Origin of the sequence: Spirosoma sp. (assembly GCF_026391055.1) — a bacterium.
Classification (GTDB): domain Bacteria; phylum Bacteroidota; class Bacteroidia; order Cytophagales; family Spirosomataceae; genus Spirosoma.
This window is the reverse complement of the sequence record NZ_JAPLET010000022.1, coordinates 229769-254572: the sequence shown is the minus strand read 5'-3', so window position 1 is coordinate 254572 and position 24804 is coordinate 229769. Positions and strand designations below refer to the sequence as shown.

The following is a 24804-nucleotide window of genomic DNA, read 5'->3' as shown; positions in this document are numbered from 1 at the left end:
TAGCTTTGCAGTATCTATCATCTATTCCATAAGGCTTCATGAGCGCCAGCCAACAAACTAAATACCGCTGGATGGGCATCTCGCTGGGACTGAGCATTATTCTGCTGGCGCTTAAATTCACGGCTTATTTCCTGACGTATTCGACGGCGATTCTGAGCGATGCCGTTGAGTCGATTGTTAACGTCATTGCCAGTGGTTTTGCGTTTTACAGCATCTACCTGGCCGGGCAGCCGCGTGACCTTAATCATCCTTACGGGCATGGCAAAATCGAGTTTTTGTCTTCGGGCTTTGAAGGAGCCATGATTCTGTCGGCTGGTTTAGTGATCGTCTGGCAGGCAATTCTGAGCTTTTTTGAGCCTAAGGAGCTTACTAATCTGGATTGGGGATTTGCCCTGATTGGCATTACGGCGGTAGCCAACGCATTTGTTGGCTGGATGCTCATTCGGTCGGGAACCCAAACGGATTCAGCGGCCCTCACCGCAGACGGTAAACACTTGCTCACCGATACATTCAGCAGCATTGTCGTTATGGCGGGCGTTGCGTTGGTGAGCTACACCGGTAAACACTGGATCGACAGTGTTCTTTCCGTTATACTATCCATTGTCATAATCTACAATGGCTTTCAGATTACCCGCCAGTCGGTAGCGCGGCTTATGGACGAAGCCGACGTGCCGACGCTACACCGGGTGGTTACGCTCCTGAATGTTCATAAAGACCGCAACTGGATCGATGTGCATAACCTGCGGGTTCAGAAATACGGTGCCGATCTGCATATCGACTGCCACCTCACCCTACCTTATTACTGGACACTTACGCAGGTACACGAGGAGGTGCATCATTTTGAAGATACCCTCAAAGACGGTTTCCGGGCCGAAGTTGAAATTTTTGTTCATACCGATCCCTGCGAAAAAGAGTGTTGTCATTACTGCCGTGTTGCCGATTGCCCCGTACGCGCTTCTGCCTTCGTTAACGATATTGACTGGAACGCCGAAAACTTACCCTTGAATCAGAAGCACTTTGTTACGTTAGTCTGATCGGACTACCGTTAACTAGAATAGCACCCGTTCAGAAAGATGTTAACGTCCTTTCTGAACGGGTGCTATTCTTCCCACCGAATGATACTATTCTGAATCACTACTTTCGTTAACACACTTTCGGATTTAACCATTTTTTTCAACTCATCCTTCCCTCTTATGCACACAATGTATCAATCCCACATCATTAAAGCCGGCCTGCTAGTCGTTAGTTTATTTTTGGGCTTATCAACAGGCATTGCTCAATCGACTGACAATCATTTGACGGTACTGGGCGATGCTTTTGAAGAAGTAGCCGCCGACCAGGGTACGCTGAGTGTCAACCTGACGTACAGCGATGAAAAAGACATTACTCTTGTTTACGAACAGCATAAAGCAGGTCGGGAGCGATTAGCGGCTCTGCTGAACGAACTCAAAGTACCCACGAAAGATATTCAGATTTTGCAACTGATGGTTCGTAAGGAACGTGACTTTTCGATGGGTGGTGGCGGCATGGGACAGCCAGTTGAAAAATTCAAGGGGTTTCAACGGGTTGCCATTAAGTTCGACGACCTGAAACGATATGCACTGGTGCAGCAACGGCTGGCTTCCGATGGCTTTATGGACTTATTCTCTTCTTTTTCGGTGAGCAACCAGCGCGATATTGAACTTCGATTATCTGATGTGGCCGTAACAAGGGCTAAAGAAAAGGCCGAACGAATGGCTAAAGCGGCCTCCCGGACAATCAAACGAATTGTGCGGATGGGTGATATAGAAGAAACCGAAGCTATTGGCTATATACGAACCAATCAGAACAATATATACATGAACGCCTACAACATGGAAGTTAACCGACCTGTCGCAACTATTTCCCAAACGTTTCGGATTACGGCTTCCGTGAAAGTTGTTTTCGAGATGAATTAATTAACAGTATGCGGATTACTCATACCGTTTATTTTATCAAAATAGTTGTATTTAATCTTTTTATTTGCCAATTTTGTTTCATCTGCTGCTTAGGTAGCAAACAAAATTGCTTTTTTCAATTCAGGTTGTATTCAAAATACAGCAAAAAACGCCTTCTCCCTGAGGATTGAGGGCGTTTTTTCTTTTTAAAATCTCGTCTCAAGCGATAGTGATAGAATATCTTAAAAATGCCTTCATTTCACAGGTAATGTACTATACAGGTTCTGCCCGTCTATCCTCAACATAATTGCTTTTTCAGTTTTAGAGCCCTTGCAGGTAATTTATATTCTGTATAAATCCAGTTAAAAAGAATATTATATACGCACAAACATAGCCAACGAAACAAAATAACATCATTATTTAATGTGTATCTTATTTGTAAAATGAACATAATACACTTACTTATTTGTATGTTTGTTCTTATTTAGTAACATAACTTAACGTTATTGTTCCATACAATAAGCCACCGTACATCAGATAAAAATTAATTAATGTTAGCTCTACAAAACAGTCTCCTTCCAAAGTCCGATTCATTCCGGGCAGTTATACTTTCTTCGTCATCACAGAATTGCCTTTGCCCGTCATACAGAACGCCCCTATAACAGGGTACAGTTAAGAATTATTCAGGTTTGACAACTTGCTCAAGCTCTGCTTACGTAACTCTACCCTACCACCGCAATCCACTCCATGAAAAAGCTCGTTCAGCTATGGTTTGAAGGGTCCCGCTATGGGGTCGCCTTTCTGAGGCCTGTACGTCAGCAAAAGTCCACTATATTCCGCTGCGAACGTGTTAACCTACGGTTTGCTCAACTACTGGAACAAACTCCGGAAGAGTTCACCAGAGCGAGCAATATGCTCTTGTCGCCATTTGACAAGGCAAACGATGTTTTGGGCCAGTTAGAGGCCGTTCTGAAAGACGGCAACCCCCGCCATAGTGATTATTATCTACCCAAGGCAAAAAGATGGGTTTCATTGACGATCCTTCGATTGGGTCGGCAACTGGTCCTTCAGGTGAGCGAAAGTGATACAGTTCCAATAGCCGATCGTTATCATTCCATTGGTGGTCCCGTAAAGGCTGACCAGCCAAATGACTCAGTTGAATTAAATCAGCTATTACAGGCTGTTGTAAACTCCAGCCCGGCGGGTCTCTCCTTACTGCGGCCAATCTATGAGAACGGACACATTACTGATTTTCGTTACCTGATCACTAACCCCCAGAATTCGCTGATTATCGGTTTTAATCAGCAAACCATGCTGGAAAGGTCACTATTAACGCTTTGTCCCCACCTATTAACCAATGATATTTTTATCAAGCTGATCGACGTAGTCTGTAATAATGTAACGCTGCACTTTGAAATGCTGGATGATATTCGAAACAGCCAGCAGTGGGGAAGCTTTACGCTGCTACGAGTGGGTGGCGATGTCCTCTTGACAATTCAGGACATTACGCAGTTGAAACGTACCGAAGCGGACTTACGGCAGGCAAACCTGAACCTCGAACAACGGATCGCCGAACGAACGGCCGATCTGCGTCAGCTTTCCGCTTTCCAGCAGGCAATCCTGACTTATGCGGGACTGGGTATAAGTGCTACCGATAGCCAGGGTATTATTCAACTGGTCAATCCGGCGTTGGAAACGTTAACGGGCTATCGGGCCGATGAACTGGTGGCGAAGAGAACTCCCGGTTTCCTGCGAGACCCATCCGTTCATCATAGACAGGTAGACCAGCTCAGACCTTTACTTGACGATCAGTCGCTAACCGACGATAACACAATTATGGCCTATGTTAAACAACATGGCTTTATACGACGCGAGAATTTGATACAGACCAAATCTGGTCAGATCATTCCGGTACTGTCGACGGTTAGTGGTCTTTATGATGATCAGAATACCCTGTTAGGATTCGTGGATATAGTTACGGATATCTCGTCGCTCAAGAGCATTGAAGAAACACTCACGAAAACCCAACAACGAACCGATCTGGCAATAAAAGCAGGAAAGCTTGGAATATGGGAGTGGAATCTGTTAACCGATGAACTGATACTGGATAAACATTTTTACGCTTATTTCAGCTTTTTTGAAAAGGGTTGCCTTAAACACATTAATGATTTTCTGCCATTGATCCACAAGGCCGATCTGACGTTAGTTAATCAGACGATCGAGTCTGTTCGACAGGGAAAGGCCATGGCCGATCTTAGCTTTCGTGTTTTTAAGCCAGATACCCAAACGACGTATTATCTCAAAGTCGATGGAATACGGTTTGAGGGTGAATGTGAGTCGGTCCGCCGGATGATTGGCGTTGTTATCGATCAAACAAGCCAACGCCAGGCGGAGCATTCTTTACAGGAAAGTGAATTCCGCTACCGCTCGCTGGTTGATAATTTAAAAGAAGCTGTATTCCAGACCGATACATTTGGCACATGGACCTACCTGAATCCAGCCTGGGAGGAAATTACGGGGTTTAGCATTGCCGAGTCGCTGGGTACTTCATTCCTGGATTATGTATTCCCCGAAGATCAGAAATGCAACCTGGAGCTGTTTGAGCCATTGATGGCACGCCAGAAAAGCTATTGCCGGCACGAGATTCGTTATGTCAGTAAAGCAGGCGGCTATCGCTGGATTGAGGTGTTCGCCCGGTTAACGGTCAATGAAGATAACGAACTTACAGGCACTACCGGTACACTGACCGATATTACCGAACGAAAGCTAGCTGAAGAAGCACTGCGTGAAAGTGAGCAGCGGTTTCGTGCGATCGCAGAAAATCTCGATGAGCTATTCTGGATACGAGACAGCGAAGACCCACATGTGCTGTACATGAATTCGGCCTTTGAGCGGCTAAGCGGTATTTCAATGACCGAGTTGTATCAAAACCCAAGGGCTTTGTTATCTATTGTCCCAGAAGAAGATCAACCCCTGCTTATTCAGGCCTTTCAGCAACCCGAACCCGGAACGGACTTTCAATTCAGGGCCCGACACCAGGATGGTAGCCTTCGCTACTTCCATGTGCGTTTATTTACCATGGACCGGGGATACGGTAAACAGTCCGGCCGAATCGGCGTTGGGACCGACATTACGAACGTTGTTGAGAACAAACGACTCCTATCGGAATCGCTGGAAAAGGAGCGGTCTCTGAACACGCTGAAGTCTGAGTTTATTTCCATTGCCTCGCATCAGTTTCGAACTCCATTAACGTCCATCCAATCCAGTATCGACCTAATTCAGTATTACATCAGTAAGAATAACGAATCTCCCTTCAACAATCTGATCAAAAAACATACGGATCAGATTTCCCAACAGATTACGTTCCTGGAGGAGCTTATCATGGACACCTTAACGCTCAGTAAGCTGGAGGAAGGTAAAGTACAGGTAAATTTTCAGAAGACGGATCTGCCTACATTTATACAAGACGTGATCGTATCGACCTTTAGCAATCAGACCGATGGACGAAGCGTACAGCAAGCCCTCATTGGGGAGCCCACGGCGGTTTGGGTAGACACCAAACTGATGAGTCATGTACTGATCAACCTGTTAGCGAATGCATTTAAGTTTTCTTCAGCAGACCCATTATTGACAGTTCGATATACCCCGGATTCAGTGTTGATAACCGTAAGCGATAAGGGTATTGGCGTGCCCGCCCATGAATTACCAAATCTGTTCAGTAAATTCTTTCGAGCCAGTAATGCCCGGCAAATCAGCGGCACGGGTCTGGGTCTGGCTATTTGCCGGGAGTATATGCATTTACAACAGGGGCAAATTGAGGTTAACAGTGAAGTAGGCGTAGGAACGACCTTTATCATTACGATACCAAATCGAAATTGATGCAGGTTGCTGGCATCAACCAGTCTGACTGGAAGTGAGCCATTGCTGTACTGGTTAGCGCTTATAGCTTAGTGAAATCGTAAGGCCAGTCCCATTGCGGAGGTGCTTACCGTCCGCAGATACCCTTATAATCACAAAACTGGCAGGTCTCGATCTGGTCTGTTTTTTTGAACGGTTGTTTAGGATCGAGCAGTTGTTGTATCAGTTGGCGAAGTAAATCTTCCGAATCTTCGATGTACTGATCAGGGCTATCATTATCGCCGAAGCGAACGGGGTTTGTTTTAAAGCCCCCATTCACATCCCGGAACGAATAAAAACCGGCCTCGACGGGCATACCCTCCGCCTTAAAAATATCTCGTTTAGCCCGGTCGCGGGGTAAACCACCGTACTCACTAATGTTTTTAAGGGCCAGATACCGGTACAGCCATAACTGCCGCATCTTACCAGCATCGTCGCCCCCATCGTTCACTAATCGATCGCTCAGGTCTTTGGGCGTTTTTTCGGACAGATCGACCTTGCCCGTTTTATAATCGACAATTCGAATTTGATCACCCAGACGTTCAATACGGTCCACTTTTCCCGCTATCCGTACCCGAACGGGCCCACGCCCTTCAATGGATACAGTCAAATACGTTTCGAGGGTTTGCTCTGTTCCAATAACGGTCAAACCAGGAAGCGCATTCTGCTGACGCTGAAAGTCGAGCATTAGTTTCTGCGCCAGATCGTAAAGCAGCAGGTTCATACCCGACTCGATAACCCGGCCTTTGTTGGTACTGGCAAACTCTTCTTCGAGCAGCCTTTTGATGATCGACTCGTCGATGGGCAGGGCTTTCAGGCGGTACTCAAGGTCTAGCCGCTCCATCACTTTGTGCAGCCAGCTTCCGAACTCAGCCGCTCCCATTTTCTCTTCGATATCTTCCTCCTCACTAATATTCACAATCCGGCTGAAGTAAAACCGCATGGAGCAGCTCACGAACTGATTCAGGTAAGAGGGATACAACCCTTTCGTTATAAGCAGGTTAATCAGATCATCCCGCACCGATTCCGTTTTGGGCACACTCAACTCAGTCAGGCTGGTTTCCTTTTTGTCGCTTGTCCGACCGAAACGAACCGTTGGGTAGCTTATCCGAACGAGTCCGTTAGAGCGGGGCACCAGCTCGTGTTCCAACTGGCGGATAAAGCGGCTTGGCTCACCTTTGCTATTCCCGTACGCATCTGTGGAGGTTGTGTACAGGAGCACCACTTCGCTGGCCCGTTGCAGCAACCGGTAAAAGTGGTACGCCATTACGGCTTCCTGTTCGCTATAGGTAGGCAGTTTTATGTTTTCATCGGCGGCTATATCGAACGGAATAAGCGAGTTTAATTTTCTGGACTGCGGCAGAATCCCTTCGTTCACCGATAGAATAATAACCCGCTCAAAATCCAGAGCCCGTGTTTCGAGCATACCCATGATCTGCAACTGGCTCTTTCCTTCGCTGGTAAACGGAATGCTCGTTTGCCGGATCAGTTCGTACAGAAACTGTTTCAGGCTGCGCACGGTAACGGCGGCCGACGGTTCGTGCGCGTGTAGCATGGGAACCGGAGCGCCCGTATCCAGGATGGCGGTTGCCCCCTGCCCTCTATTTCGCGCCTTAGCCACCGGTATGCCGCGCCCTGCCTCTTGTGCTCCTTCGCCCTGCCGGTCCAGCGTTGCTTCCAGTTGTTTGAGCAGAGTAAAGAAAAGGTAGAGGTACTCGATCTCGATGGCATCCTGACTGGTACGATACACGTCGCGCAGTAACTCGATCAGGTCATAAAACGTGCGAATGGCCTTCATGGGCTCTTCATTGGGCCAACGCCTGAACAGCACCCGCACGAGTGGGTCATCCTGCCCCAGTTCCAGCATGTCCCGCTCGGTCAGGTATACCCGCTGATTTTTCACAATCTCTTTGGCGATCCACTGAAAGAGCGGTTCGGGCGGTAAAACTTCGCCTGTCGACAGTACATCGCCCGGCCACATCAGCCCCCGTATACGCTCGTACTGTTTCAGGAAGGGGTGATTAAGGAGTTTTACAACGTGGCGATGGTGAAACTTGGGAATCTTGAGGTCGCGCCCGTCTTTTGTACGAAACTCATGGACCGTTCGCTGCATCTCAAAAAGCGTATCGACCAGCGTAAACAACAGCGATGAACGCAACGACAAACCCATGGTAACGTTCAGGTCGGTCACGTTTTCATCCAGCGCGTACAATACCGGCACCAGGAGCGTTTCGTCAGCCAGCACAATAGCGGTCTTTGGCGGGGGCATAGCAGCATCCCGCGGCCCGGCGCTATCGGCCCGTTGCCATTCGCTATAAATCTTACCCGCTACCTTGGTTTGCATACTGGCATTTGGCACCCCAACCACGCGGATATTCTTCTCAGAACCCAGCAGGTTGTTGGACAGTTGCGCCAGATCGGCATGGTTTTGCTTCGAAAAAAGCCAGCCATTGTCCTTGTATCGTCGCAAAAATTCGCCAGCTTCCTGTCGCCGGTCATTCATGTAATACAGGTCGGCATCCCAGATCAATTCAGCTTTATTGGCATCGACCAGCACCCGGATAATGTGCTCTTCTGCTTTACTCAGGGCATTGAACCCCACGAAATACACCCGCTCATAAGCCAGGTTATCCCGAATCAAGGGCTCAACCTGCTGCGCTAGTAGCCGGTAGGCCATTCCCCGGTACGCCAGCCGCTGCTCGTTTAGTCGCTGGTGAAGGGCATGATAGGCCGTATGTATATTCTCGAAAAGTTTGAAGTATCGGGTCGTGCCGGGCGTTTCGACAATTGGTTTGGCGGACGAAGGCATGTCGACCTGCCAGCGTTCGAGTGCTTTGGCGGCCGTCAGGTAGCTGAATAATTCGTGGGGATTAACGAGGTATTGATCAATACGGTCGAAATCGGAGAGCAGTATGGACGCCCAGCCGATAAACTGCTCAAACTCGACCAGCGGGTCAATTTCTTTAAAAACGTCGTATAACTCGAAAAGTAAACTAACCGAATCGATCAGTTGAACACCCGCGGCCTGGGTGATAAAATCATCGACGGCAAGTGCGTGGGGGGCCAGAAAGGGTCTGTCAGAAAGGGCAGCCAGCTCATCCAGGAAAGTGGACACAGCTCGGCGAGTGGGCAAAATCACCCAAACATCGTTTAAGCTGGGGCCATGGGCGTCAAAAATGCGTTGGGCCGTTTGTTGAAGAAAAGTCATTAGTGGTCGGTGAGTCGGATTCGTTTTCAGCCGAACAGTAAAGATAACCCACTCGCCAGTCAATTCTGGCGAAACAGATTGATAAATTCGTCAATCTGTTTCGCCAGAATTGACAATCAATGCATTCGGTCAGCCCGAACGTCCATAGTGGCCATTATATCGGCCTCTACGGCCAGAAACTCTTTCCAGCGTTCGCGAACGCGGCTGGCGGGCAGATAGGTTTCGGCGAGTTCAATGAATGTCCGGTAATGCCCAGCTTCCGAAATCATGAGTTCACGGTAAAACTTCCGCAGGCTTACGTCTGCAATATGTTCCGAGAGGAGCTTAAAGCGTTCGCAGCTCCGGGCTTCGATCAGGGCGTTGATGAGCAGGTTATCCATCATCTGCTCATGCTGATCGCCAATGGATCGGCGCAGACGCGACCGTAGTTCATTCACGTATTCGTCCTTACGTTGCCTTCCCAGTCGGATATTCCGTTTGCGCAGTTCTTTCAATACCCGCTGAAAATGGCCCCACTCTTCGGCAACGATGGGCGTCAGTACGTCCACCAGTTCAACTTTATCCGTATACATAACAATGAGCGATATGCACGACGACGCGGCTTTTTGCTCACACCAGGCATGGTCGATCAGGATTTCGCCGATATTCATGCCGGCAATATCAACCCAGCGGGGGTCGGTGGGGAGTTCGAGACCTAAGGTCGTAAGCGACATAAGGCGTAAGGATTTGTCAGTGATGGATACGGGGTCAATACATACAAAGATAAACACAGTGGCTCAATCAAGAACGCACCTGTTTACCCGACTTCACCCATTCCACGAAACGATACAGCTTTATTTCGATCAGTTCAGGAATACACACCGGCCGTGGAATCGACTACCGGTTTCAATTGTTCACTATCTATATATTGTTTCCCGGATATGACTCGAAAAACGTTTCTGCTACTGGCCGGATGGCTGATTGTCGGTACACTTTCTTTTACCGGCTGCCGACAGCGAACGGATGCGTCGAAAGCCAGCACCGTTATTGACGTCAGTCCGGCAAAGCTTCCTGCCCTGCAACCAGGTGAATCCGTAGCCACATTTGCCGGTGGTTGTTTCTGGGCCGTTCAGGAGGAAATGCGGGTTTTGAAAGGGGTTCGGGCCGTTGTTTCGGGCTATACCGGTGGTGACCTTGCCTTCCCCACTTACGAGCAGGTTGGCACCGACCAGACCGGTCATGCCGAAGCCGTTCAGGTTTACTATAACCCTGCCGTTATTCCGTACGACGTTCTACTGGATGCTTTTTTTGCCGGTCATGACGCTACCCAGCTCAATCGGCAGGGGCCTGATATAGGCAGGCATTATCGGTCGGCTGTTTTCTATCGCACACCCCAGGAAAAAGCTCGTATCAGTGCGGCTATCCAGCGAGAAAACGCGTCTGGGCACCATCAGGGCCGGGTTGTTACGCAGGTCATGCCTTTTGCGGCCTTCTACCCTGCCGAGACGTATCACCAGGATTATTACCGACATAACCCATACAACATGTACATCCACCTCGTTTCGGAACCCAAAGTAGCCACATTCAGGGAACGGATGGAGAAGTGGCTCCGGGAGTAAGCAGTAGCTGATATCAGGGATTGCGGTCCTGCTTAAGGAACAGCCAGGATGAAATGAACGGCATGATCCCCTGCCGACCGATGCGGACAATAAGCCGTCATGCCCTGTAGCATTTTGTCAAGTCCGGCAACCGTTCGGCCAAATGTGATATTGTAGGAATGGCTGGAACCTCGTAACATTGTTCAGTCTTTCAACGAACGGGCATCCCGCTACCGGGTGACCCCGAAACAATAGACCCCTATGGCAGAACCTGATAAATCACTTGGTCGCAAAATTCTGAGTTTCTTCGTCAAAGAAGGAGAAGAGCCCGCTATTGCTACGGGTACATCACCGGCACCGGCGCCAGCTGCTCCGCGGCCTTCGCCCCCCGTTACGGGTTCGCCCGCAATACCCTCGGCACCTTCAGCGGATAGTACCCCCGCCGGTGCGACCGGTGCGGTAGACTCGAAATTTGCCGAGCACTTTGCCAATGTACTGGCACAAAATAACCCGCCGGGTCCGGATTATTTTGAGTTTCGGGAAACCCTGCGGAGCCTGAGCAACCTTGGCTTGTCTGAAGACAAACAGTTTCAGGCGGCCTGGGCGAGTTTTAAGGCGCTCGGAGGAAGTAGCGACCCAAGCGTACTGAATAACACGGCGAATGGCTACATTTCGGCCCTTAACAAAGACCGCGAGGGGTTCAGCAAGAGTGTTGAAACAGCGTTGGCCGAACGCGTAGGCGGATTGCAAAATGAAGAGAAGCGCTTGCAAACAGAAAACAATGCTCTGGAAAAACAGTTGGTTGAGATTCAGAAACAGATCGACGCCAACACCAACCGCCTGACGGCAATTACAGGCGAGATCTCGGAACAAAGTGCCAAAATCACTCAAAATCGGCAAAATTATGAGTCGACCTTCGCGCACTTTCTAAACCAGATTAAAGACGATATCGCCAAAATGGCACAGTATCTGAAATGATTTGCGAAATACAACTGACGTTGCGCGGTACTTTATTAGAGTCAATAACGACTACGCTCTCACCCATTTTGCAAGCCTGAACTCTATCTCAAAAATTGTAAATCCTTAGATGGCAACTCCTGATTTTTCTCAACTTGGCGGCAATGCAGACGCAGAAAAGCGTTCGTTCTGGAGCCGCCCCGAAGGTGTTCTGGGCATGATTGTGCTGGCCGGTATGGCCGGACTCGGCCTGGTCTATTTCAACCGAATCATTGAATTTCTGATTCGTGTAACGTCAAACATTCTCGAACTCTCCCTCCTGCTGGGTGCTCTCGGGGTTCTGATTTTCCTATTCACGAGCAAAGATGTTCGGACGGCGATATTTTTCCTGTTCAAATCGCTGATGCGGAGTGTTACGGGCACGGTTATTCAGTTGAACCCGATTGCGATCATGAAAATCTATATCCAAGATTTGAAAGACAAGCGGGAAAAAATGCAGGGACAGATCAATATTCTGGCCGGGCAGTTGGTAAAGCTGAACAAAAAGATCAACGAGAACAACGAAGCTATCAAGCAGAAGTTCGCTGAAGCCAACAAAGCCAACTCACTGATCGACAAACCCGGTATGCGCGAAACGGCCCAACTGGCAACGATCGAAGGCGCTGGCTTGCAGGAGATGAACGAAAAACTGCTGCCCCTCCAGCGCAACATGAAAAATGTGCTGGCTTTTATGGAGAAGGTCAACCAAAGTGCCGACTACATTATTAAGGAAACCGAAATTAAAGTCCGGCTTAAGGAAACCGAGTACCAGATCGTTAAAGATAGCTCGAACGCGCTGAAAACGGCGGTCAGCATCTTTAAAGGAGATCCCGACAAGAAGTTTTACTTCGATCAGTCGATGGAATACATTCAGGACGACATGAGCATGAAACTCGGCGAAATGAAGCGCGCGATGGACCTTTCGATGGACTTCATCAACGGTGTCGATATTCAGAACGGTATTCTGTCCGACAAAGGCGAGGCTTTACTAGAAGCCTATAACAAGGGCGAGTTCAAGATGGTACAGCTAGACGCTCCGGCACAGCCCATCAACCTCGGTCCCGCTCCGCAGAAGGACGCCGGGTATAAAAACCTGCTTGACTAACCGTACATTTTTAATGAGCGAATGAGTGATTGAGCGAATAGCCACTCATTCGCTTTAATTCAACCATTCGCTCAATCACTCATTCAAAATTAATTTCCTATGCAACGCTTAACCGTAGCCGGTCGGCTGCTCATTACGGCCCTGATTCTGGCTGGTGTTTTCTTCGCATTCCGCTACTTTGGCGGTAATGACGCCCTGCGCAAACTTGCGCCCAAAGACAAGGAATATACTGAATCGGAAACGATGCCCCGTGCCGACGACAAAACAGCCGAGGCTGCAGTCGAAGAGTCGAGTGCCTCTTCTTCAGCTTCGTCGGAGAGTGAGGCTACCGATCAGCCCCGCCAGTCGTTTTCCTACACGGCTCCTGAACCGCAAAACGGGAAGCTTAAAGGCGTCGTTGAGTTAGGCGCCAGTGGATTCAACTCCTTCATAGTCCGGATCGACGACCAGAAGCGCTGGAAACTCGAAAAAGCCGAGTTCAACAACAGCCTCGTTATGGAAAACATGGCTACCGATGAGGATATCCGGACGGGTCTGAAAAGCTATATCGGCAAAATGCTGGATTTTGGTGTAGGTGGCCGCGACATTCAGTTTGTGGTTAGTTCGGGAGCCGTAAAAGCTGAGGGAACCCCAAAAATCATTAAAGTTTTGAAGTCATTGAACTACGTGGTGAACATCGTTACCCCGGAGCAGGAAGGGTCTTTGGGGCTTAGAGCCGTACTCCCCACCGAATTTTACAATAATTCATTTGTGGTTGATATAGGTTCGGGGAATACCAAGATATCCTGGAAAGAAGGAGGTTCTACTAAAGCCGTAGAAACATACGGGGCGAAGTATTTCCAGAATAACACCAGCGACGAAACCGTTACCACGGAAGTAAAAGCCAAAGCCAAGCAAGTACCAACCGATCATCGCAAGACCTGCTTCATTATTGGCGGAGTACCCTTTGAACTGGCCAAGGCTGTCCGAAAAGATAAAGAGCGTTATACGGTTCTGGACGCCCCTTCTGCTTACAAACTGGAGAATGCCAAGTCTAAAGCGGGACTCAATATTTATCGATCCATTGCCGAAGCAACCGGCTGTAATCAGTTCGTTTTCGACTGGGATGCCAACTTCACAATCGGTTATTTACTGACAATAAAATAAGGTCAAGCGTCCGGGTAATTCGGTAAGATAATACTAAGGTGTACGTTAACAAGTCAGATTAGCGCCTATAATGCCTAACTTTGAGGTATGTAAGCACGATCACTTGATTACGTACACCTTACTATTTACTGCTTAGACTCCCTATCGCCATGACGCTTCGAGATGTATTCGAGACCTTATCCGGCCAGCCAATACTACTGTTTTTGCTCCTGATGGCCATTCCTACAGGAGCTTTTTTAGTTAATCTGTGGTCGGGCGATACTGCAGAAGAAATCTGGAAATGGCGGTATGTTTACGCCGTACTGGCCTACATAGCCTGTATTCCGGGCATGTTTGCCTTCACCCTGAATGTTTACCTCTTTTTGTTCGAGCGCCAGAGTATCTGGGATATGAACTTGGCGTTACAGGTGCTACCTATGTTAACGATGGTGGCTACCCTGATGCTCATTAAACGGAAACTGCCTTTCAATTACATACCGGCTTTCGGAAAGTTGTCTAACTTTCTGACGATGATTACGGCACTTATTGCGCTTCTCTGGCTCATTGACCGTACCCGCATTTACGCAATCACCTACGTGCCGTTCACCTATATACTGGTGGGTTTTGTCGCGTTACTGCTGATTGTCCGCTTGGCCTGGAAACGAATTTTCTAACGTCAGCCTCTTCGGCAGAAGGGTTTATTTATACGACGATTTGATCAAAAGGGCAACATCGCTACCTTGGTGTATCCTTTGTTCCCGTATGTCCAGTCGGTTATATATTCTTTTGTTGGTCCTGTGGATTGCCATCGGCGGATGCCGACCTGGAACGGATGCGCCTGGTATACCCGAATACGACTTCATGCCGCTGGAAGCCGGTCGTTATCGTATCTACGACGTGCAGGAAACGCAGTATGTACGAAATAGCCTGCCTCTTCAGCACTCGTACCAACTTAAAGAGACCGTTGGCCCGGCCTACACCGACGTCAGCGGCCACAGGGCGTATCGTCTCCTGCGCTATCGGCAAACTAGCAACGGTCAGTCATGGCAGACAGACTCAGTCTGGTCGGTCCGGTTGGTCAATAGCGAAGTGATTCGTACCGAAAATGGTCGGGATTTTGTTAATCTTCTGTATCCGGTCAGCAATGGGCTACGCTGGAATGGCAACCGGTATAATTTATGGCAATCTGAGGAGTACGAGGCACGCAACGTCGGGCAGCATTTCAGCGTATCGGGTAAAGAATTTGGGGAAACCGTCACGGTCATTGCGTCGAATGATTCAACCCTTATCGGGCAGGCCAAACGCGTTGACATCTACGCTCATCAAATCGGGATGATCTATAAAGAACGTACGTATCTCCAATTCTGCACGGACACTCCGGCTTGTTTAGGAAAAAACCAGATTGAGTATGGCATTCGGCAAATCTATCGCATTCAAACATACGGGAAGGAATAAGACAAGATGTCTTGTCGTCGTGCTCCTGTTCTGCCAGCTAACGGGTTTTGGGCAGTCGACCCGTAAATTTTTGGTTCTCCTGCGCGACAAAGCGAACTCGCCCTACAGTATAAGCCGTCCGGAGCAATTTCTGTCACAACGGTCTATCCTGCGTCGGCAAAAGCAGAATATTGGCGTTCTGGAACGCGACCTGCCCGTTAATCCGGCTTATGTTTTACAACTTCAGCAGGCGGGGGCTAAAGTCTGGTTTACCTCTCGCTGGCTCAATGCGGCTCTGGTTGAGGCCACCGACGCTACGATAGCCAGCGTCCAGAGACTCTCCATTGTAAAAGGACTTGAATTTGGCCGGTCGCTTGCCAATGCGCGAGTCAGTGCAGCGAATCAGGTGTCGGCCCCGAAAAAAGTCAGCACTATTAACATGCTAGCAGACGCGCCACTGGATTATGGCAATTCACAAACGCAGATAACCCAGTTGGGAGCCGACATCATGCACCAGCAGGGGTATCATGGTGAAGGGATGCTGATTGGTGTGCTGGACGCGGGCTTCCTGAATGGCGATAAAGTGAGCTTTCTAAAACCGCTCTTCGATGACAAACGCATTGTGGCAACCTACGACTTTGTCAAAAAAGAAACGAGTGTGTACGAGGATGATTCGCATGGCCTTTCCTGTTTGTCAGCCATTGCTGCCACCGCCGACCGGCAGTTGTATGGCACCGCCTACAAAGCCTCGTTTGTGTTGATTCGTACCGAAGATGCAGCCAGCGAAAAGCAAATCGAAGAAGCAAACTGGGTGTTGGGAGCCGAGTACGCCGATAGTGTCGGGGTGGATGTTATCAGTTCGTCGCTGGGATACACCCAGTTCGATGATCCGTCGACCAGTTACACTTACCAGAATCTGGATGGTAAAACAGCCCTGTCGACCCGCGGGGCTCAAATTGCTGCCGAAACAGGTATGGTTGTGGTTGTAGCCGCCGGCAACGAAGGAAGCAACGCCTGGCGCTACTTATCTGCTCCTTCCGACGCGGTATCTGTCCTGGCAATTGGGGCCGTTACCCAAGCTGGTGTGCGGGCCTCGTTCAGTTCGTTCGGTCCGTCGGCCGATGGGCGAATCAAACCCGATCTGGCAGCTCGTGGACAGGGAACCATTGTAGGCAGTCCGGGTGGACAGATCGTTTCGGGGAACGGCACCTCGTTTGCCACTCCGCTCGTTGCCGGTCTGGCGGCCGGTTTCTGGCAAGCTCATCCCCGGCTTACGGCCGCTCAGGTAACCGATGCACTTCGCCAGTCGGGGAATCAGTTTGGGAGTCCCGACGCCCAGTTGGGGTACGGCATCCCAAATTTTGAGCGGGCATCTGTACTCGCCGACACCTATGGGCAGCTGCTTGTTTTCCCTAATCCGTTCAGTGATGTGCAACCGCTGGGCGTTCGATGGGGCGAAATCGAAGCCAACGTCCCACTCGACGCTACATTAACCAATGCCGCCGGACGAGTGATCTGGCAGAGCCGGTATACCTCAGCCGGGCTGGCCGCCTTTACATTACCCTACCTGAATTTATCGGCAGGTATGTACTTTATGACCCTGGTTGCGGGCGATAAGAAACGGACAGTAAAGCTGGTAAAACAATAGTTGGTAGCGGTCCGTCAGGCCGACTGACCGCTTAGCTGGTTTTGGGTGAGAAAGGCAGTAAGTCAGGCCGGGTGTAATGCCCGATCACATCGAAATCGAGCTTACTTTTCAGCACTTCATCCAGCTCAAGATCGGCGATTAAAACACCTTCTTCGTCCCAGAGTGGCCCGGCAATAAACTCTCCCTGTGGCGAGACAATAGCACTCCCACCCCGGCTTAATGTATCATCTTCCTCCGTCAGAAATTCCTGGTACTCTTCCGGATAATCAGTGCGTGTAAAAAACTGATTGCAGCTCAGCACAAAACAGCGGCCCTCGCAGGCAATATGCTGAAGCGTAGCAGGCCAGGTGGGCCGCGCATCAGCCGTGGGGGCCAGATAGAGCTGCGGAGCCTGCTGGTAAATGCGCATCCTGGCCAACGGCATGTAGTTCTCCCAACAAATCAACCCACCCATGCGCCCGACTTTCGTTTCGAATACGCCCAGCGACTGTTCACCGGTTCCTTCGGCCCAGACCAGCCGCTCAACGCCCGTCGGCTTGATTTTCTGGTGCTTTCCCATATAGCCTTCCGTTGGGGATACATAGACGAGCGTGCAGTAAAGGCTTCCATTCAAGGCATCCCGTTCCGTTACCCCGATGGCCAGATAAACGCCGTTATCGCGGGCAATTTGTTCCAGACGCTTCAGTTCAGGACTAGGTAGTTGCAGACTATTTTGCCAGTACGTTTTGTAGAGTTCCCGTCCGCCATCGGTTCGTAAGCCGATGGCGGCCCCAAACGTAAATTTTCGGGGATAACCGGGAACGAACGACTCCGGAAAAAGCAGAAACTGACAGCCTTGCCGAGCACCATCAACAACGAGTGCTTCGAGTTTATCAATCGTTCTGACTATGTCAAAAAACACGGGTGTTGCCTGAACTACCCCTACTCTAACCTTCATAACTTACCGTGGCTCATGATCTTTCACCCAAATGTACAAGGGGTTTTAAAGAACTTGGCGGGAATTTCATTCGTCTGCACTCCGCTACAAACGGGATACCTGTTTAGGAGTGATAAAAATAGACAACCAGGTTCGACGGGCTAGTCTGAAAAAGTACGGAGTCAAGGCTATCAGCGTTGGCACTAGTCCAATCAGATAATAATCGAGGTTGACACCCAGTCCCTGAACGACAATGAAAAACGTCAGCAGTGTGTAAATGGTATAAAACGCATAACTGACAAACATGGATGCCCAGTAGAAACCAGGCTCAGGCATAAAATTTTCCCCGCAATGAGGGCAGTGCTCATGCATTTTGTCAAAATCGCGCGTGAATGCACTTTTCTTGACGAAGAAATCACCTTCTCCGCAACGTGGGCATTTATTATATAAAATACTATGAAAACGGCTATTGGCTGACATGGCGACGTGGTTTTCGGTTGATAAATACCCGGCTTGTTACTCAGTAAAGCCGGGTATGATTCCAATGCAAAGATAGATCATCCGTATTCGGCCTGAAAAGACAAACCAAGTCATCCATGGTACAAACCAACGGTTCAGACGTGGTGCGACCCGCAATCGCAACTCATCGGTAGCATCTGTCTGCACGACGTTGTGCGGAATACGAATAAAAGCAAAACGGGCCAACTGCATGACAGATGGCCCATTTTATTGTTGACCAGAATACCTAGTTACCAACGTTGGTGTTCGTTGTATCCGTGTTCTTTTGCTTCTTAACATAGTACTCATTCGAAGGGGTGGTTGCATTCGGCTCACTTACCCGCTGGATTTTGTAGTTGCGGTCAGCTAAACTCGCCGAAGGCGTATGATCAACGGTTATGCCACCCACCGGCTGTACATTAGGCATCTGGTTTTTGTAGTTCGCATACCGGGCATCGGTTGGCGCAGGCTGCTGTACGGCAACGCCCGGCTTATTTTCCCAGGCCCGGGCTTTAGCCGCCATATTCGGATGTTTGTAATTGTGGGTAGAATACATCGGATTGTTGAGCGGCTTCTTACTCCCTCCATCCTGCGAAAAGGCCTGACCGGATATCGCCATCAGGCTAATACCGACCAGTAGTGAAAATATAGATTTCATGGCTATCTCTATGGTTTTGCTGTACGACAAATCTAATGATTCGTATATAGTAAAAACAATAAAAATAGCTACTATATTTATAGTTAATGCACTTTTTTCCTTAGCATACGTAGAATTGATGCTTCATTTATCTGTTGTTCGGCATTTTCAGACGAAAACCATTTAATATTTCTAATTTCCTCGGAATTACCGAATGGCTCTGCAGGGTCTGCTTCGAACAAAAAACGAATATCGTAATGCAGGTGTGCTGGGACATTCTTTCGGGCGGGTATTTCGTGAATATCAACGTCGAAGATGGCATTGGAAAGGAGTTTAAGGGACGTTAGCCCGGTTTCTTCCTGTGCTTCCCGAAGGGCTACCGCGACCACATCGGGGTCGCCATCGGCATGACCACCGGGTTGTAGCCAGCGGTCGAGTTTTCGATGATGAATCAGGAGAACTTGTCGCCGGTCGGGGCTGCATATCCAGGCGGAGCCCGTAATGTGGCCAACGAGTAACGACCGGTCGAAGCAGTTAGGATTTGCCCGAACGAAATCGATGGTTTCCTGAGTCATGGTCTGTTCATGCGTATCGACCGGACTGTATTGTTGAAGCAACGAAAGCAGGGGATTTCGGTACATGTGCTGGTTTTTAGTGCAAAAAAATCGCAATTTGGGGCTGTTTTTTAAATAGTCTATAGACAATCATGCGCAAACTTTCATTAACAGCTGCTACACTTTGTTTAGCAGCTCAATTGACCACCGCCCAAATTAAATTGCCTTCACCCAGCCCCGGTGCTACAGTTATGCAAACCGTGGGTACAACTGATCTTTCCGTTACTTACTCACGTCCAAGCCTGCGGGGTCGCCAACCATTCACGGGCGATTTTGTCCCTGCCGGAAAAGTGTGGCGAACAGGTGCTAATGGTGCCACGATTTTCAGCACCTCAACCGATGTGATGGTAAATGGCAAAACATTACCGGCTGGAAGTTATGCCGTCATGTCTATTCCAGCCGAGGGAGCCTTCACCCTGATCTTCAACAAAGACAAATCCGTTACAGAAGCAACTTACAAGCAGGATCAGGACGTATTGCGGGTTGATTTGCAGCCACAGGAAAACAGTGAAAAGGTCGAAACGTTCACCATTGCCTTTGGTGATTTAACCGACAACTCAGTTAAATTGAACTTTATGTGGGCCAATGCAAAAGCCTCCGCTGACCTACGCGTGGACGTGGATGCCAATGCGGCTGCTAACGTAGATAAAGCAGTAGTGGAGAAGCCCGACGATGCGGCCGTATTACAGGCAGCGGCCAGCTATAATGTGTCGAAAGGCCGTAATCTGGATCAGGCTTTGGGCTGGATCGACAAGTCAATAGCGAAGCAGGAGAATTTCCGTAACCTGTATATCAAGTCGCAGATTCTGGCTAAAATGGGTAAGTATACGGATGCGCTGCCATTTGCCGAAAAGGCACTTGCCCTGGGCCAATCATCGAACGACCAGGTGTTTCCTTTCTTTAAGGAAGGCATCGAAAAAAGCGTATCGGAGTATAAATCCAAAATTCCGGCCATGCCCGCTGTAAAAAGCGGTAAAGGTAAAAAGAAGGCGTAAGCAGACGTGCTGCTTTCACTATAGCCGCCTACTCGCTTTTGTTATATGAAGTCCCAGGAAGTAGCTAAAGCTAAGCTTTAGCTACTTCCTGGGACTTTCTAATAGAATTTATTTACTATTTTTTAGTACTATATGAACCAGTAAAGTAAATCGCTGGTTATCGGCTTGACCAATAAACCACTGTTTACGAGATGATTACTTACTTGTTAGCCAAACTGGGCCACTACATCCAGCGTACGCCTACCGGGCTAACCATTCTGGCAGGTGTTCTACTGGCCTGTTATCAATTTTGGGTCGGGCCATTGCCTGTACTTCTTCAACTGATCTTTTGTATAAGTCTGCTCTTATTGGTTGGAATTCCGCACGGAGCACTTGACCACCTTATTGAACAGGAACGCACCCTTCGACAGGCACAACCCTTTTCGCTGGCCCGTTTTATAACGAAGTATGTGCTCATGATTGTTATTTATGGGCTAGCCTGGTTATTTTTTCCGGTGTTGAGTCTAACCGTCTTTTTATTGATTTCAGCCTGGCATTTTGGCGAAACAGATCTGGAAAATGCACCGGATGATCGGTACTGGTCCTTGATCAGGCTGGTGGCCGGTGGCTTCGTACTCGCGTTTATCTTACTCACCCATGCCGCTGAAGTCACGCCCATTCTCTCCAGAATTATTCAGAATGACCCGCAGGCCATGAAACTTTGGGGCGAGGCCGTCAGTCGGGCCGGGGCATTGCTCCGTGGCTGGGCTACACTGGCGATTGTACTGGCTATGCTGGCATTAGGCCATCAGCCCATGCGGCTCAATGGCTGGCGTCTGGCACGCCTGGGCATGATACTCCTCCTTACCTACATGCTCCCTTTACTTCCCGCCTTTATGCTGTATTTTGGTGGCTGGCATTCGCTTAGTTCGTTTGGCATTATTCAAACCTACATGCAGCGCCCAGGAATGCCTACCCAAACAATCTGGAAACTCTGGCGGCAGTCAATTCCCCTTACAATGCTTGCGTTCGGCTTTTTAATGGCCGGGGCGGGTATCTGGCACAGTTATACACCTCTGTTTGACCCGCTCCCCTACCTGTTCATCCTGCTTTCTACCATAACACTGCCTCACATTCAGGTAATGCACCAACTGGACCTGCTCCGTAAATAGCTCTTCTACAATAATTTACCGCAACAAGGCACTATTTTTCTGCTTCAAAAAGCCCTCTGTAAGGAATTGGAGGGCTTTTTCATTTTTTATAAAAATATATTTTGTTTAACACTTTTTTATAAAGATTAAACAAAATACATTTGACCCGTTGTACAATTCTAGGTTTTAATTGTACATGTCCATTTCATCATTCACTACATACTGCTATGCTTAATCAACTCTCTTCAATTTTGCTGGAGGTTCTTCAGCCAGGTGACGTAATTGGATTTACGTTTTTTACGGGCTATATGTCCATGTTTGCGGCTTCGGTATTCTTCTTTATGGAACGGAGCGAGGTGGATGGTAAGTGGCGCACATCGCTGCTCATCTCCGGATTGATCACCATGATTGCTGCGGTACACTATTTTTATATGCGGGGTGTATGGCTTGAGACAAAGACATCGCCTACCGAATTTCGCTACATTGACTGGACGCTTACAGTACCGCTGATGTGTGTAGAGTTTTATTTGCTGATCAAGCCCTACGGAGGGAAAACCTCTACGCTTTGGCGTTTGGTTGGTTACTCTGTCTTCATGCTGGTAACCGGCTACATTGGTGAGTCAATCGACCCGGCCCGGACTGTACTGTGGGGGGCAATCTCGACCCTCGGCTATATCGGTATCGTATATGAAGCAACACTTGGCAGCGTAAAACAGGTGGCCGATCAATCACCAAACCCAGAGGTATCCAAGGCGGTCCGGCTGCTGCGTAACTTTGTCCTGATTGGCTGGGGTATTTACCCAATCGGCTACATGACAATGCCCGGCGGCCTGCTGGGCAATATGGGCCTTAATCTGGATCTGATTTACAACATCGGAGACGCTGTTAACAAAATTGGCTTTGGTCTGGTAGTCTATGGTGCAGCCGTAGCATCAACCAAAAGAGAGTCCGCTAAAGTTATAACAGCTGTTAACGCCTAAGCTAGTAACAGCCTAAGGCCCGCTCTTCGGTACTCTGCCAAATGAGCGGGCCTTAGGCTGTTTTACAAAGTAGTTTATGGTTTGATTACTTTAAGTACCTGTTCCTGATTCGGTGTACGTATGCGTAACAGGTATACTCCCGCCGGTTGCCGATTCATCTCCAACTGCTGCCGCTCTACATCGGCGGCCTCACTTATTTCCTTCCCGAACACCTGTACACCTTGGCGGTCAAGCAGTTGCATAACCAAAGGAAGACCCTGAGCACCACGTGCTTCCAGAATCAACTGTTCATTCTGTACCGGGTTTCCCAATAGCGTGACCTGTAACAACTTGCTTTCGTCCGGTACACCCACACGCCCCATGCCACCCGACGGCTCGGTACCATAAATCAGATTTCCCTGTAAATAGACGGTCATGCGGGGATTTTCGGTCAGGCTTACGGGGCCGTGAGAATAATCATTTGCCTGATTCAGCAACGAGAAGTCAGGCTTCACGAGCCGGAACAGAATTTGCCCTGTACTGCTCAAGGGCGACAAGTTCGCAGTACCAGCCGAAAAGCCCAGTTCAAGGTAGCTATCGGCACCTGACACTGGCTGAGCCAGTCGAACAACGTTGTGCTTAATGGTCTGAACCCCTACTTGTGCATAGTCAATATAGCTATTGAGCAGTTGGCTCGTTTCGGACGTAAACCAATAGCGTACTGTCAAATCCTGCAGGGGAATTGCCACATTTCCTGCATTACGCACCTCAAGAACGGTACTGATACTGCTGGTGACATAACTATTTTTTGCGGCCGAATAAACCTTAACCTGCCGCACTACCGGTGCAGTGACGGGCTCTTCACCCCAGATGAGTCGTCCATTCAGATAGGCCGTTACATGCGAATTACGGGTAAATGTAGTGGGAGTAGCATACGAATAATCGTCCGACTCGTTGAAGGCTGACCGGTCCTGCTTCAGAATACCATTCTCAATCGGGCCCGACAGACTGCCCGCGGCTAAACTCCCCGCCGATGCATCGAAACTATACTCAACATACCCGAATGCCCCCTGGCGCGGCTCCAAAAGCGGAACATACTTCATTCTAACGTTTCGGGTTCCCAGTTGAGCGTAGTATACCTGTAAATCGGTAGGTGGTGAGGCCCCTTCGGCAGTAAACCAATACCGCAGAGTGATCTGGCTATACGGAATGGCGGTAGTGCCTTCATTACTAAGTTCAAGAAAAGGCCGGATCGTCTGATCCGTTCGATTGCCGTAATCAGCATCGCGATGCAGCACGCTCAGTGAAGCGGATGCCGCAACCGGTGTAACCACACCACTCACTGCCACCGGATATGTAAGGTGAGCCGAATGGTAGTAGGTGTCATTGGATATAGCCCCCGAAACAGGTCCGGCCGTTGTTCCAACCAAGCGTACATCGACCTGCGTATTTTTATACGACAAGCTCGGACTAATAACCAGCGATGTTCCAAACGCAGCGCTGCCCGTACGAATCTCAAATCCCATTGGGGCATTCACTACCACTGACAAGCCTCCACGACTGGTCACGGTATAGGATTGAACAGCAGAAGGCTGGCCGACCGTTGTTGTAAACGAATTCAGTGCACTGGGGCTTACACTCACCGACTGCGTTATGGCGGTTCCACTCACGGCTACCGTTGCTGTTGCGGAGCCACTGACGTTGGTAACAACGCCCGTAAAGGTACCGGGCGACGACGCGAGCAGTATTACCGAAACCTGCGTTGGCGATACTTCCCCATTGACAATCGGCAGGGAAAGACTCGGACCTGTATTTCCGCGGGCGCTAAGCAGATAATAGGGCGGTGCGGTTATGACCAGATCATTCGTTAGCCCGCTTGCCGACACCGTGTAAGTGGCCGGAAACTGACCTTCATACTCACTGTAATTCAGAACAGTTAGCGAGGATGGCGTAACGATGATCTGCGGTGTCGGGCCACTTTGTTGCGAAGGTTTCGCGGAGGCTCCATGAATTAGAAAAATGGCCGTAAACCAGAACCATGCGAGGCTCATTGAGCGTAAAAATGATGACATAACGTTTGTTTGGATTTGTGGAAATGATAGCCATATCTACTACCCTGATTCATTAATGTGCACAGGCGACATCAATA

At 49.1% G+C, this 24804-nt stretch carries 21 protein-coding genes; 13 read left to right on the top strand and 8 right to left on the bottom strand.

Annotation, left to right across the window (positions count from 1 at the left end; translation table 11 throughout):
• Nucleotides 1-38 precede the first annotated feature (38 nt).
• The 3 genes from NT073_RS16245 (at nucleotide 39) to NT073_RS16235 (ending at nucleotide 5795) form a co-directional block, all read left to right on the top strand.
• Nucleotides 39-1034, top strand: a complete 996-nt coding sequence (locus NT073_RS16245) for a cation diffusion facilitator family transporter (protein ID WP_297375447.1) — start codon at nucleotides 39-41, stop codon at nucleotides 1032-1034.
• A 159-nt stretch (nucleotides 1035-1193) separates the two neighbouring features.
• Nucleotides 1194-1937 carry an SIMPL domain-containing protein gene (locus NT073_RS16240; RefSeq protein ID WP_297375445.1) on the top strand — a complete coding sequence of 248 codons (744 nt, stop codon included), beginning with the start codon at nucleotides 1194-1196 and terminating at the stop codon, nucleotides 1935-1937.
• A 726-nt stretch (nucleotides 1938-2663) separates the two neighbouring features.
• The gene (locus NT073_RS16235) at nucleotides 2664-5795 is read left to right on the top strand and encodes a PAS domain S-box protein (protein ID WP_297375443.1); all 3132 of its coding nucleotides are present in this window, start codon (nucleotides 2664-2666) and stop codon (nucleotides 5793-5795) included.
• 106 nt (nucleotides 5796-5901) lie between these two features.
• Here NT073_RS16235 and NT073_RS16230 read toward each other — a convergent pair whose 3' ends face one another.
• Complete coding sequence (locus tag NT073_RS16230) at nucleotides 5902-9021, bottom strand: PD-(D/E)XK nuclease family protein (protein ID WP_297375441.1); 3120 nt, start codon at nucleotides 9019-9021, stop codon at nucleotides 5902-5904.
• A gap of 116 nt (nucleotides 9022-9137) precedes the next feature.
• A complete protein-coding gene (locus NT073_RS16225) occupies nucleotides 9138-9734 on the bottom strand; it encodes a tRNA-(ms[2]io[6]A)-hydroxylase (protein ID WP_297375439.1) in 597 nt (198 codons plus the stop codon).
• A 207-nt stretch (nucleotides 9735-9941) separates the two neighbouring features.
• Here NT073_RS16225 and msrA point away from each other — a divergent pair, with 207 nt between their 5' ends.
• Complete coding sequence (msrA, locus tag NT073_RS16220; protein ID WP_297375437.1) at nucleotides 9942-10619, top strand: peptide-methionine (S)-S-oxide reductase MsrA; 678 nt, start codon at nucleotides 9942-9944, stop codon at nucleotides 10617-10619.
• A gap of 32 nt (nucleotides 10620-10651) precedes the next feature.
• On the opposite strand, the gene NT073_RS16215 is transcribed toward msrA, so the two are convergent.
• On the bottom strand, nucleotides 10652-10798 hold the full coding sequence (locus NT073_RS16215; RefSeq protein ID WP_297375435.1) for a hypothetical protein: 147 nt from the start codon (nucleotides 10796-10798) through the stop codon (nucleotides 10652-10654).
• A gap of 61 nt (nucleotides 10799-10859) precedes the next feature.
• On the opposite strand from NT073_RS16215, the gene NT073_RS16210 reads away from it, so the two are divergent.
• The 6 genes from NT073_RS16210 to NT073_RS16185 all read left to right on the top strand — a co-directional run bounded on the left by NT073_RS16210 (nucleotide 10860) and on the right by NT073_RS16185 (nucleotide 16906).
• Nucleotides 10860-11576, top strand: coding sequence for a hypothetical protein (locus NT073_RS16210; protein WP_297375433.1), 717 nt, complete (start codon nucleotides 10860-10862; stop codon nucleotides 11574-11576).
• Between the two features lie 109 nt (nucleotides 11577-11685).
• Entirely contained in the window at nucleotides 11686-12699 is a 1014-nt protein-coding gene (locus tag NT073_RS16205; RefSeq protein WP_297375431.1) for a hypothetical protein, read from the top strand.
• Nucleotides 12700-12798: 99 nt separating this feature from the next.
• A complete protein-coding gene (locus NT073_RS16200; RefSeq protein WP_297375429.1) occupies nucleotides 12799-13845 on the top strand; it encodes a hypothetical protein in 1047 nt (348 codons plus the stop codon).
• A 149-nt stretch (nucleotides 13846-13994) separates the two neighbouring features.
• Nucleotides 13995-14498 (top strand): hypothetical protein, encoded by a 504-nt coding sequence (locus NT073_RS16195; protein ID WP_297375427.1) that lies wholly within the window; start codon nucleotides 13995-13997, stop codon nucleotides 14496-14498.
• A gap of 88 nt (nucleotides 14499-14586) precedes the next feature.
• Nucleotides 14587-15279 (top strand): hypothetical protein, encoded by a 693-nt coding sequence (locus NT073_RS16190; RefSeq protein ID WP_297375425.1) that lies wholly within the window; start codon nucleotides 14587-14589, stop codon nucleotides 15277-15279.
• The gene (locus tag NT073_RS16185) at nucleotides 15233-16906 is read left to right on the top strand and encodes a S8 family serine peptidase (protein WP_297375423.1); all 1674 of its coding nucleotides are present in this window, start codon (nucleotides 15233-15235) and stop codon (nucleotides 16904-16906) included. Before NT073_RS16190 ends, NT073_RS16185 begins: the two co-directional genes overlap by 47 nt.
• Before the next feature lie 31 nt (nucleotides 16907-16937).
• Here NT073_RS16185 and NT073_RS16180 read toward each other — a convergent pair whose 3' ends face one another.
• From NT073_RS16180 to NT073_RS16165, 4 genes are all read right to left on the bottom strand, one after another.
• Nucleotides 16938-17843 (bottom strand): carbon-nitrogen hydrolase family protein, encoded by a 906-nt coding sequence (locus NT073_RS16180; RefSeq protein ID WP_297375421.1) that lies wholly within the window; start codon nucleotides 17841-17843, stop codon nucleotides 16938-16940.
• An 84-nt stretch (nucleotides 17844-17927) separates the two neighbouring features.
• The gene (locus tag NT073_RS16175) at nucleotides 17928-18302 is read right to left on the bottom strand and encodes a DUF983 domain-containing protein (RefSeq protein WP_297375419.1); all 375 of its coding nucleotides are present in this window, start codon (nucleotides 18300-18302) and stop codon (nucleotides 17928-17930) included.
• Between the two features lie 265 nt (nucleotides 18303-18567).
• Nucleotides 18568-18978, bottom strand: coding sequence for a hypothetical protein (locus tag NT073_RS16170; protein WP_297375417.1), 411 nt, complete (start codon nucleotides 18976-18978; stop codon nucleotides 18568-18570).
• Nucleotides 18979-19061: 83 nt separating this feature from the next.
• Entirely contained in the window at nucleotides 19062-19598 is a 537-nt protein-coding gene (locus NT073_RS16165; RefSeq protein WP_297375415.1) for an NUDIX hydrolase, read from the bottom strand.
• Between the two features lie 65 nt (nucleotides 19599-19663).
• Between NT073_RS16165 and NT073_RS16160 the strand changes: the two genes are divergently transcribed.
• The 3 genes from NT073_RS16160 (at nucleotide 19664) to NT073_RS16150 (ending at nucleotide 22676) form a co-directional block, all read left to right on the top strand.
• A complete protein-coding gene (locus NT073_RS16160; protein WP_297375413.1) occupies nucleotides 19664-20566 on the top strand; it encodes a DUF2911 domain-containing protein in 903 nt (300 codons plus the stop codon).
• A 191-nt stretch (nucleotides 20567-20757) separates the two neighbouring features.
• Complete coding sequence (locus NT073_RS16155) at nucleotides 20758-21717, top strand: Brp/Blh family beta-carotene 15,15'-dioxygenase (protein WP_297375411.1); 960 nt, start codon at nucleotides 20758-20760, stop codon at nucleotides 21715-21717.
• A gap of 206 nt (nucleotides 21718-21923) precedes the next feature.
• Nucleotides 21924-22676 carry a bacteriorhodopsin-like gene (locus tag NT073_RS16150; protein ID WP_297375409.1) on the top strand — a complete coding sequence of 251 codons (753 nt, stop codon included), beginning with the start codon at nucleotides 21924-21926 and terminating at the stop codon, nucleotides 22674-22676.
• 74 nt (nucleotides 22677-22750) lie between these two features.
• On the opposite strand, the gene NT073_RS16145 is transcribed toward NT073_RS16150, so the two are convergent.
• The gene (locus NT073_RS16145; RefSeq protein ID WP_297375407.1) at nucleotides 22751-24706 is read right to left on the bottom strand and encodes a cellulose binding domain-containing protein; all 1956 of its coding nucleotides are present in this window, start codon (nucleotides 24704-24706) and stop codon (nucleotides 22751-22753) included.
• Nucleotides 24707-24804 lie beyond the last annotated feature (98 nt).

Excerpts from the sequence above, each read along its gene's own strand:
- NT073_RS16245 (WP_297375447.1), top strand. The coding sequence starts at position 39 with ATGAGCGCCAGCCAACAAACTAAATACCGCTGGATGGGCATCTCGCTG.
- NT073_RS16240 (WP_297375445.1), top strand. The coding sequence starts at position 1,194 with ATGCACACAATGTATCAATCCCACATCATTAAAGCCGGCCTGCTAGTC.
- NT073_RS16235 (WP_297375443.1), top strand. The coding sequence starts at position 2,664 with ATGAAAAAGCTCGTTCAGCTATGGTTTGAAGGGTCCCGCTATGGGGTC.
- NT073_RS16230 (WP_297375441.1), bottom strand. The coding sequence starts at position 9,021 with ATGACTTTTCTTCAACAAACGGCCCAACGCATTTTTGACGCCCATGGC.
- NT073_RS16225 (WP_297375439.1), bottom strand. The coding sequence starts at position 9,734 with ATGTCGCTTACGACCTTAGGTCTCGAACTCCCCACCGACCCCCGCTGG.
- msrA (WP_297375437.1), top strand. The coding sequence starts at position 9,942 with ATGACTCGAAAAACGTTTCTGCTACTGGCCGGATGGCTGATTGTCGGT.
- NT073_RS16215 (WP_297375435.1), bottom strand. The coding sequence starts at position 10,798 with ATGTTACGAGGTTCCAGCCATTCCTACAATATCACATTTGGCCGAACG.
- NT073_RS16210 (WP_297375433.1), top strand. The coding sequence starts at position 10,860 with ATGGCAGAACCTGATAAATCACTTGGTCGCAAAATTCTGAGTTTCTTC.
- NT073_RS16205 (WP_297375431.1), top strand. The coding sequence starts at position 11,686 with ATGGCAACTCCTGATTTTTCTCAACTTGGCGGCAATGCAGACGCAGAA.
- NT073_RS16200 (WP_297375429.1), top strand. The coding sequence starts at position 12,799 with ATGCAACGCTTAACCGTAGCCGGTCGGCTGCTCATTACGGCCCTGATT.
- NT073_RS16195 (WP_297375427.1), top strand. The coding sequence starts at position 13,995 with ATGACGCTTCGAGATGTATTCGAGACCTTATCCGGCCAGCCAATACTA.
- NT073_RS16190 (WP_297375425.1), top strand. The coding sequence starts at position 14,587 with ATGTCCAGTCGGTTATATATTCTTTTGTTGGTCCTGTGGATTGCCATC.
- NT073_RS16185 (WP_297375423.1), top strand. The coding sequence starts at position 15,233 with ATGGCATTCGGCAAATCTATCGCATTCAAACATACGGGAAGGAATAAG.
- NT073_RS16180 (WP_297375421.1), bottom strand. The coding sequence starts at position 17,843 with ATGAAGGTTAGAGTAGGGGTAGTTCAGGCAACACCCGTGTTTTTTGAC.
- NT073_RS16175 (WP_297375419.1), bottom strand. The coding sequence starts at position 18,302 with ATGTCAGCCAATAGCCGTTTTCATAGTATTTTATATAATAAATGCCCA.
- NT073_RS16170 (WP_297375417.1), bottom strand. The coding sequence starts at position 18,978 with ATGAAATCTATATTTTCACTACTGGTCGGTATTAGCCTGATGGCGATA.
- NT073_RS16165 (WP_297375415.1), bottom strand. The coding sequence starts at position 19,598 with ATGTACCGAAATCCCCTGCTTTCGTTGCTTCAACAATACAGTCCGGTC.
- NT073_RS16160 (WP_297375413.1), top strand. The coding sequence starts at position 19,664 with ATGCGCAAACTTTCATTAACAGCTGCTACACTTTGTTTAGCAGCTCAA.
- NT073_RS16155 (WP_297375411.1), top strand. The coding sequence starts at position 20,758 with ATGATTACTTACTTGTTAGCCAAACTGGGCCACTACATCCAGCGTACG.
- NT073_RS16150 (WP_297375409.1), top strand. The coding sequence starts at position 21,924 with ATGCTTAATCAACTCTCTTCAATTTTGCTGGAGGTTCTTCAGCCAGGT.
- NT073_RS16145 (WP_297375407.1), bottom strand. The coding sequence starts at position 24,706 with ATGAGCCTCGCATGGTTCTGGTTTACGGCCATTTTTCTAATTCATGGA.